The sequence below is a fragment of the Deinococcus sp. genome, assembly GCF_030523985.1.
In the GTDB taxonomy this organism is placed as follows: domain Bacteria; phylum Deinococcota; class Deinococci; order Deinococcales; family Deinococcaceae; genus Deinococcus.
In genome coordinates this window covers 1-8,938 of the sequence record NZ_JAUNHK010000103.1, presented here as the reverse complement: position 1 = coordinate 8,938, position 8,938 = coordinate 1, and the positions used below count along the sequence as shown (strand labels likewise).

Annotated in this window: 8 protein-coding genes and 1 pseudogene; 7 read left to right on the top strand and 2 right to left on the bottom strand. The window is 66.2% G+C overall.

Going from position 1 to position 8,938, the window contains the following annotated elements; all coding sequences use genetic code 11:
- Window positions 1–458 precede the first annotated feature (458 nt).
- The 4 genes from Q4C89_RS12480 (at window position 459) to Q4C89_RS12465 (ending at window position 5,037) form a co-directional block, all read left to right on the top strand.
- A complete protein-coding gene (locus tag Q4C89_RS12480) occupies window positions 459–839 on the top strand; it encodes a ComEA family DNA-binding protein (protein ID WP_303102947.1) in 381 nt (126 codons plus the stop codon).
- Window positions 840–849: 10 nt separating this feature from the next.
- Complete coding sequence (locus tag Q4C89_RS12475; protein ID WP_303102946.1) at window positions 850–3,111, top strand: DNA internalization-related competence protein ComEC/Rec2; 2,262 nt, start codon at window positions 850–852, stop codon at window positions 3,109–3,111.
- Between the two features lie 32 nt (window positions 3,112–3,143).
- The gene (locus tag Q4C89_RS12470) at window positions 3,144–4,118 is read left to right on the top strand and encodes an SIS domain-containing protein (protein ID WP_303102945.1); all 975 of its coding nucleotides are present in this window, start codon (window positions 3,144–3,146) and stop codon (window positions 4,116–4,118) included.
- A gap of 163 nt (window positions 4,119–4,281) precedes the next feature.
- Window positions 4,282–5,037 carry a serine/threonine-protein kinase gene (locus Q4C89_RS12465; protein WP_303102944.1) on the top strand — a complete coding sequence of 252 codons (756 nt, stop codon included), beginning with the start codon at window positions 4,282–4,284 and terminating at the stop codon, window positions 5,035–5,037.
- A gap of 69 nt (window positions 5,038–5,106) precedes the next feature.
- Here Q4C89_RS12465 and Q4C89_RS12460 read toward each other — a convergent pair whose 3' ends face one another.
- Window positions 5,107–5,274: a hypothetical protein gene (locus tag Q4C89_RS12460; protein WP_303102943.1), complete on the bottom strand. Its 168-nt coding sequence runs from the start codon at window positions 5,272–5,274 to the stop codon at window positions 5,107–5,109.
- Window positions 5,271–5,834 (bottom strand): peptide-methionine (S)-S-oxide reductase MsrA, encoded by a 564-nt coding sequence (gene msrA / locus Q4C89_RS12455; RefSeq protein ID WP_303102942.1) that lies wholly within the window; start codon window positions 5,832–5,834, stop codon window positions 5,271–5,273. The genes Q4C89_RS12460 and msrA overlap by 4 nt, the downstream gene beginning before the upstream one ends.
- A gap of 243 nt (window positions 5,835–6,077) precedes the next feature.
- Here msrA and Q4C89_RS12450 point away from each other — a divergent pair.
- From Q4C89_RS12450 to Q4C89_RS12440, 3 genes and pseudogenes are all read left to right on the top strand, one after another.
- Window positions 6,078–7,949 (top strand): annotated as a pseudogene (locus tag Q4C89_RS12450) (1,4-alpha-glucan branching enzyme); the annotation flags it as partial.
- Window positions 7,950–8,275: 326 nt separating this feature from the next.
- A complete protein-coding gene (locus Q4C89_RS12445; protein WP_303102941.1) occupies window positions 8,276–8,530 on the top strand; it encodes a hypothetical protein in 255 nt (84 codons plus the stop codon).
- 86 nt (window positions 8,531–8,616) lie between these two features.
- Window positions 8,617–8,931 carry a PadR family transcriptional regulator gene (locus Q4C89_RS12440; RefSeq protein WP_303102940.1) on the top strand — a complete coding sequence of 105 codons (315 nt, stop codon included), beginning with the start codon at window positions 8,617–8,619 and terminating at the stop codon, window positions 8,929–8,931.
- Window positions 8,932–8,938 lie beyond the last annotated feature (7 nt).

The window sequence follows — 8,938 nt, the reverse complement described above, 5'->3', positions numbered from 1 at the left end:
TACTAGGTGCAACGGAATAACCGGAATCTCACTTGCCCACATTCCTTAAGTCTCTAGGAGACATATAGACCCCGCCTGTAGAAAATTTCAGGCTCTCATTAAGCCCGAGAAACAATCTCATGAGGGAAAAGTCACGCCTGGTGCACAAATTTCCATTGAGACCAGTTTAGGTGAGCCATCAGCCGAGTGCAGTTCTGGCGCTTTGGCAGATTGAGACTGTTGCGTTTTCAATCCCCCAATAAGGGGACTGAGGGTGTCATTGGCCGACAGAAAAAGTAAGAAAGGCACTATGTTCTTTCCCCCGTCTTTCCCTCTTCTGAATGCAGAGCCCCAGCGTGGGGGTAGTTGATTGAGGAAGAGGGGGTAAGCCGGGACACCCTCCAGAACGCCAGCAGCGTCCCGGCTGGCTGTCTTTCCCAGCACTTTCTGCGCCCTGGCAAAATGTATTAGCCTGCGCTATGTCCCCAAACGACAGAGTTTGGCTGGCCGCCCTCGCGTCCGGCACGCTTCTGGTCGGCGGTCTGACCCTCGGCCCAGTGGTCGCTCCACGCCCGCAGGTGCCTGCCGTGACCCGCGCCGCCCTGCCCCCAGTACAGACCCCAGCCCACACCGAACCGCCCACCTATCCGACCACCGCCAGCGTGACACCGCTGATCAGCGGGCGCGTCAACTTGAATACGGCGACTCAGGAGCAACTTGAGGCCCTGCCCAAAGTCGGCCCCGCCCTGGCCCAAAAAATCATCGCTGGGCGGCCTTATCGCTCACTCGCCGACCTCGACAACGTCAAGGGCGTGGGCGAGGCCACCCTGCGCGAGCTGACGCCCCTGGTGACCTGGTGAGGACGCGGGGATGACCCTGCCCAGTTACGACCCACGCACGGGTGAAATTCTGGAAAATCCGGCCCCGACCTCGCAGAAAAGGCCGGAAAAACGTGCCCCAGGTGGGCGGCTGGCGTGGCCCGTTCCCCTGGCCCTGGGCATCGTCGGGGGCATTTTGCTGTCGTTGGGGCTGCCCTGGGGCTGGGCGGCGCTGCTGGTCGCGGCCATTGTGCCTGTGCTGGACGCCCGCCCGCTGCTGGCCGTGCTGGCCCTGCTGGGCGGCGGCCTGGGCTACGGCGCGGCGCAGATGCAGGCGCGGGAACCTGACCGAATTGCGCCCTGGGTGGGTGGACTGGTCACGTTGCGGGGCCACTGGGACGGGCAATTCCTGACGCTGGACGACCCCCGTGCGCGGGTAGCCTTGGCCCCCAAGCCGACGCAGGGGCCGGGCGAGCTGGCAGTATCGGGCCGTCTGATTCGCCCTGAGGGGCGGCGCACCCCCGGCGGCTTCGACCAGGCGGCGTGGCTGCGTTCGCAGGGCGGCCTGCTGCTGCCGACGCCCAAGGCCGTGCTGGTGCGGGCCACCGTGAAGGAATTCGAGCCCGAGCAGGGGCTGCGCGGCTGGTTTCGCCGGGGCCTGAGCGCGGGCCTGTCGCCACGCCTCGCCGCGCTGATGACGGCGGTGGAACTGGGCGAACGCGGTGACATCGGGCGCGAAACCTTCGACGAGGGCTTTTCGGTGCGCGACGCCTTTACCCGCGCGGGCCTGGCCCACCTGATGGCCCTCAGCGGGCAAAACGTCGCTCTGCTGACCGGAACCCTCATCGCCCTGCTGGGCCTGCTGGGGGCGCGTCCCGGCTGGCGCTACGGGCTGCCGCTGGCGCTGCTGCCCGTCTATCTGCTGCTGCTGGTCGGGCTGTCACCCAGCATCACCCGCGCCGTGCTGATGGGCGGGGTGGCGCTGCTGGCCCTCAGCGTGGGGCGCGGCAAACTCGACGCGCTGGGCGTGGTCGCGCTGGCGGCGGCGGCCTGTTTGCTGCTGTTTCCCATGTGGCTGCTGGACGTGGGATTTCAACTCTCGTTTCTGGCGGTTCTGGGGTTGCTGCTGTCGGTCAGGCTGGCGCAGCGGCTTCCGGCGGGCTGGCCCCAGTGGCTGCGGCTGGCGCTCTCGGCCACCGTCCTGGCCGAACTCGCCACTCTGCCCGTCATCGCCCACACCTTCGGGCAGTTGCCGCTGGTGGGGCTGCCCGCCAACCTGCTCGCCGCGCCCATTATGGTCGCCCTGGTACCGCTCGGCTTTCTGGCGGGTCTGCTCGGCCCTGCCGGGTGGCTGGTCAACTGGGCGACGGCGCCGCTGGCCTCGGCGCTGCTGTGGGTGGCCCAGACCTTCGGCAGCGCCCCGGTGCTGACCTGGGGCAACCTCAGCGCAGGTGGCTTTGTCGCCTACGGGGTGGCGGCAGCGGGCGCGGTGGCCTGGCTGCTGGGACGGCTGCGGGGGCAGTGGGCACTTACGCTGGCGCTGGCCTGCGCCCTCTTGAGCTGGCTGCCGGGCCAGCTTCGCCCGCCGCGTGAACTGGTGTTTCTGGACGTGGGCCAGGGCGACTCGACGCTGCTGCGCGTGCCGGGCCTGACCATGCTAGTGGACGGCGGCGGCTCGGTGGGCAGCGACTACGACGTGGGCAAAGGAACGGTGCTGCCTGCCCTGCGGGCACTGGGCGTTCGCAAGCTGGACGTGGTGGTGGCGACCCATGCCGACACCGACCACATTGAGGGGCTGAGCAGTGTGCTGCGGGAACTGCCTGTGGGCGAATTGTGGGTCGGTCATCTGAAGAAAGGCGACCCGGTGCTGGACGCGGTACTGGCGGCGGCGCAGGAAAAGGGAGTACGCGTGCGCGAACTCCGGCGCGGCGACCAGATCAGCGCGGGCGGGGTGAAGGTGACGGCCCTGTGGCCTCTCGGAAGATTCTGGTCCACCGAGGACAACGAAAATTCGGTGGCGCTGCGGCTCGAAAGCGGGCCTTTCGCCGCCGCGCTGCTGGGCGACCTGCCCGACCCCACCGAGAATTTCATTCACCCCGGCGACCTGACCTTGCTCAAGGCCGCGCACCACGGCAGCCGCTACAGCACGGGCGCGGCGCTGCTGGCCCAGACCACGCCTGAAGATGTCGTCATCAGCGTGGGGCGCAATACTTACGGCCACCCGACCCAGGCGGTCCTCGACCGCATCGCGGCGGCGCGGGCGCGGGTCTGGCGCACCGACCAGAACGGCACCATCCGCTGGCCCTTGCCCTGACATTTTCGCCCCTGCCCCGTACACTCTCCCCCATGACTTCTCCCGATTTCTTCTCTCTGCTCGCCCGGCTGCCCGGCAGCTATTCCGGCCCCCAGCGTCCCGAGGCGGCCCCTTACGCCGTGGTCGGCGTGGGCGAAGGCACCCTCGCGGCCCAGCTCGCGGAGGTGCTGCCGGGCGTGACGGGCAACCTGACCCGCAGCGGCACGCAACTGGTGCTGTTCAGCCCCGACGGACAGGACGCGGCCCGCACCTACGCCGAACTGGCCGAGGTCGCAGGCGCGGCGGTGCGGCGCATCAGCACGGGCGGCGCGGCGGACGAGGTGGACGTGCTGGTGCCCGGCGGCGCTCTGGCGACCTACCACTTCGCCCAGGCGCTCGCTTACGCCACCGGGCACGCCGACGAAGCCCAGGAAGCCGAGCGGCTGCTGGCCGACCTCGCCTCGCGCTGTGGCCCCGAAACCGGCGAGGACAACCCCGCCCGCGCCCTGGCCTGGAGCCTGTGGGGGCGTGCGCCGCTGCTGCTGGCGGCCCCCGACGCCGAGGCGTTGCCGCACGCCTGGCAGCACCTGCTGGCCCGCGTGGGCAAAACGCTGGGCATCGCGGTGCTGGGCGACCCCCTCCCCTTCGTGACCGGGGCGTTCGAGGCGCAGCACGAACAGGGCGACGGGCGCATCGCCCTGCTGCTGGGCGACCTCGACCCCGCGCTGAACGTGACCCGCGAAGTGCTGGAAACCCGCATTGACGAGGTGGTTCACGTCCCGGTGCCGCAGCCCACCGAGAGCGCCTACGCCGGGCAACTCGCGCTGTGGTATTTCGGGGCGTGGGTGGCGGCCTATCTGGCCGAACGCTACAAGCTCGCTGGCACCGACCTCCCCGTGCTGGCGCGTGCCCAGGCGGTGCTGGCCGGAGAGGCGGGCGAGGACGACCTCAGCGCCGGGCCGCTGTCGCAGGGCATGAGCGACGAACGTGATGGTGGGCCAGACGAGGAGCAGGACGAGGAGTTTTGACCGGGGGTCAGCTCCCTCAATATCTGCTTGCCTGATAGAGATAGCGTCCCTGACGGGCTGACATTCCCCGGCTGCTCTCGCCAACCGCCACCACAATTTTCCCTGTGGTCGCTATCAGGTCGGACACACATATGCTGACCGGAAGTACTTTAATCTGGAAAGCGTGACTGTCGCGGGCCAGATGATTGGAAGCGGCACCCGCCTGATTCGGGTCTTGGGTCGGGGGTCACACAGCGTGGTCTATCTGGCCGTGACCGGACGCGGGCAGGTGCGGGCCGTCAAGATTTTCCCGCCTGAGCTGGCCGCCTTCGCTGAGCGCGAGTACGAGCATGGTGCCGGGCTGACCCATCCGCGCCTCGCGCCTGTGCTGGCCCGCACCGCCATCGGGGGGCAACCTACGCTGCTGGTGGCCTACGCACGCGGCCACGTCCTGTTCGAGCGGTACCGTCGGCGTCCGGCCCTCTCACGGGAACGGCAAGCTTTTTTGCTCACGCTGGTGCATGTGCTGGAGGCCCTGGCCTACCTGCACGGGCGCGGCACCGTCCACCGCGATGTCAAACCCGACAACATCATCGTGGAGGAAGACGGCAGCGCCAAACTGGTGGACTACGACCTCAGCGGCCCTATCGGAGAAACGCTGGGGGGCAAAGTCCGGATCGGCACCCCAGCCTTCCAGAGTCCTGAGGCCCAGCGCGGCGAACCGCAGAGCCAGGAAAGCGACCTCTACAGCGTGGGCATCCTGCTCTACTGGGGGCTATACGGCCAGTTGCCCGACCCCGCCGACCCGCCCAACCCCGTCAACGACCCGCTGGTGCCGCTGGTGGAAACATTGTGCCACCCCGACCGCCACGCCCGACCGCAGGACGCGTCCCTGGTGAAGCGTGAGCTGCTGCGACTGGTGCAGGACAGCTTCCTGTAGGGCGGGTCAGGGCGTCCAGGAGCGCGGCGTGCCACCCGTCAGCCACCCCACGTCATCCATCAGCCGGGCCTACAGTTCGGGCGACAGACGCGGGTCGGCGGCGGCCAGGGTCAGCACGTCTTCCACCGTCTCGCCGCGCACTTCGCCCGTAGGCCACTTCAGCACCGCGTCTCCATCTTCAATCCAGAGTTCGGCCTGCTGCCCATGAGCTTCCGTCTGCCAGAGAAGCCGCTTCACCGCAGCTTGTCGGCGTAGTGCTGGCGCATCTTGGCGACTTTGGGCGAGATGACCGCCATGCAGTAGCCCTGGACGGGGTTTTGCTTGTAGTAATTCTGGTGGTAGGCCTCAGCGACATAAAATTCGCTCGCTCTCTCGATGCTGGTCACGACGGGCCGCCCGAACATATTTTCGGCGTTCAGCATGGCGATAAATTCGCGGGCTTCGGCCTCCTGCTCGGCGCTGAGCGGAAACAGGGCGCTGCGGTACTGCGTGCCCAAGTCGGCCCCCTGACGGTTGAGCGTGGTGGGGTCGTGGGTGGAAAAGAAGATGCCCAGCAACTCCTGGTAGCTGATTTGGGCGGGATCGAAGGTCACGCGCACCGCCTCGGCGTGGCCGGTCTGCCCGCTGCACACCGAGCGGTAGTCGGGGTTGGCGGTCTGCCCGCCGATGTAGCCGCTTTCCACCTTTTCCACGCCGCGCAGGTCCTGCATCACGGCCTCGGTACACCAGAAGCAGCCGCCCGCGAAAATGGCCTGCTGCCTGCTTTCAGTCGGGTTGGTCGGAGCAAAGTCGGTCATGGTGAAAGTCTAGAGAGATTGACCGTCACGATTCGTAGGCCGCGCAGCTTTGGGCCACTTCTCCAGTCACACGACCTTTAGAACTCGTTAGCGATTGGAAATTCTCTAGTCAAGGCGCGCCACGTCGAATCCAGAGAAATGCCGTCCTAGACGCTATTCTCCTGACACGCCGTGTCAGAATCGCCCGGTTGGGAAGTGTCGTTTTAACCGCCCATCTTCGGGCTTGACCGCTAGACTCGCCCCATGACCTTCCCCCCTCTCGCGCTCAACCATGAGCATCTGCAAAAGCTGGTCACGGCTGACCTCGTGCGGCCCGACCACCTGCTCGGCGCTCACCCGACCACCGAGGGCGGCGCAGCGGGCGTGCGCTTCGCGGTGTGGGCACCGAACGCTCAGCATGTCAGCGTGGTGGGCGATTTCAACGGCTGGAACGGCTTCGACCACCCGATGCAGCGCCAGGAGTTCGGCTTCTGGGGCGCGTTCGTGCCGGGGGCGCAGCAGGGCCAGCGCTACAAATTCCGTGTGACGGCGCAAAGTGGGCACACCGTGGACAAGGCCGACCCCTACGGCACCTTCTTCGAGGTGCGGCCCCAGACCGCCAGCATCGTCTGGCAGCACGGTTTCGACTGGACGGACGGCGAGTGGCTCTCGCAGCGCAGCCCTAACTTTGAAGAGGCCATGAGCATTTACGAGTGCCACGTCGGGTCATGGGCGCGGCGCGACGACGGCTGGTACCTGAATTACCGCGACCTGGCGCACCGCCTGGGCGACTACGTGAAGTACATGGGCTACACCCACGTCGAACTGCTGGGCGTGATGGAGCATCCCTTCGACGGCTCGTGGGGCTATCAGGTTACGGGTTACTACGCCCCGACCAGTCGCCTGGGCAACCCCGAGGACTTCAAGTATCTGGTCAACCACCTGCATCACTTGGGCATCGGCGTGATTCTGGACTGGGTGCCGGGCCACTTCCCCACCGACGAATTTGGCCTGGCGAAGTTCGACGGCACGCCGCTCTACGAATACGCCGACCCGCGCAAAGGCTTTCACTTTGATTGGAATACTTACATTTTTGACTACGGGCGCAACGAAGTCATCATGTTCCTGATCGGCTCGGCGCTGAAATGGCTGCAAGATTTCCATGTGGACGGACTGCGTGTCGATGCCGTGGCGTCCATGCTTTATCTGGACTTCTCGCGGACAGAATGGGTACCTAACATTCACGGCGGGCGCGAAAACCTGGAAGCGATTGCCTTCCTCAAGCGATTGAATGAAGTCGTGCATCACATGGCTCCTGGCTGCATGGTGATTGCCGAAGAAAGCACGTCTTTCCCAGGCGTGACCACGCCCACGCCGCAAGGCCTCGGCTTCGACTACAAGTGGGCGATGGGCTGGATGAACGATTCGCTGGCCTATTTCAAGCAAGACCCGCTTTATCGCAAGTACGACCACCACAAGCTCACGTTCTTCAACATGTACCGCAGCAGTGAAAACTATGTCCTGGCGATTAGCCATGACGAAGTGGTGCATCTCAAGAAGCCGATGGTGCTCAAGCATCCGGGCAACTGGTACGCGCAGCGGGCCGACTACCGTGCTTTCCTGGCGCTGATGTGGGCCACGCCGGGCAAAAAATTGCTGTTCATGGGCCAGGAATTCGCGCAGGGCACCGAGTGGAACCACGACATTCAGTTGCCCTGGCATCTGGCTGACCACCCCGACCACCGGGGCATCATGAATCTGGTACGCCGCCTGAACGCGCTTTACCGCGAGCGCTCCGACTGGCATGTGGGCGACACCCACGAGGGCGGCATGGTCTGGATTGCCGCCGACGACGTGGACACCAGCGTCTACGCCTTTGCCCGCCGTGACCCACAGAGTGCCGCGTGGAGCCTGGTCGTCGCCAACCTGACGCCCGTGTACCGAGAGGGCTACGCGATTGGCGTGCCCCAGGGCGGCGAATACCGCTTGCTGCTTTCCACCGACGACGGCGAATTTGGCGGCTTCGGCACCCAGCAGCCCGAGTTGCACACCACCTCCGAGGGCCTGCACGGGCAATGCTGCCGCCTGAGCCTCAACCTGCCGCCCAGCAGCGTGTTGGTGCTGGAACCTGTCGCGCCTGCCGCCGTGCCCGAAATCCCCTCTGGCCTGACGGTCACGCCCGAACTGGTACAGGAAGCCAGGGCGTCGGCCCAGGCGGTGCAGGTGGAACGGGCCACCGACCCCGCCGCGCCCGACACCCAGAAAAGACTGATTGCCGAAGTCCCGGCCCGTGAGGACGGCCCCAGCATTCCCGAAGGTGCCGAGCCACTGCGCCCAGCGGCCCCCGCGCCCCAGCAGGCCACCCCACAACAGACCGAAGCGGACGCCCCACACCACCCTGAAGGCCACGCTGCCCACACTTCCGACCTCGCCAAGCGGCTCTTCGGGAAGGGCAAGAAGCGTTGAGCCGCCCCACGCCTGACCTGCCTACTGCCCTCAGCTTCGGGCTACTGCTGGTGCTGGCAGGGCTGCTGCTGTGGCCCCTGATCGGTGGCGGCGCGGCCCCCAGTCCGTACCTGATCGGCGCTTTGCTGCTGGCGCGTCTGGGCCTGCAAATCTGGCGGGCGCAGCGTGACGAACGCCTCAAGCGGCCCACCAGTTGGGCGGTGGATTTGCTGCTGATAGCGTTGATTTTCTGGGTGGCAAGCAATCAGTAAAAGGTCGAAAGGGCCAGGGACATCCAATCCTTAGCCCTTTCAACTTGTAGCGCTTCATACCTCTCTCGCAGAGGTATACTCCCCCCATGAACCGCACCGAACAACTTCGCATGTTGGTGCTGGCGGTACTGGCAAGGCAACCCGAACACGGGTACGCCATCGCGCAGGCCATCAAGACCCGCTCCGAGGGGCTGCTCACGGCGCGGGAAGGAATGCTTTATCCCGTACTGCACGCGCTGGAGGCCGACGGCCTGATCAGCAGTGCCGAGCAGGAAGTGGGCGGACGCACCCGCCGCGAGTACCGCCTGACCGACGCGGGGCAGCGGGCGCTGGGGCAAAAGCGGGCCGAATGGGAAGGGCAGATGCGGGCTATCCGCAACATTCTGGGGGGGACGGTATGAACGCAGA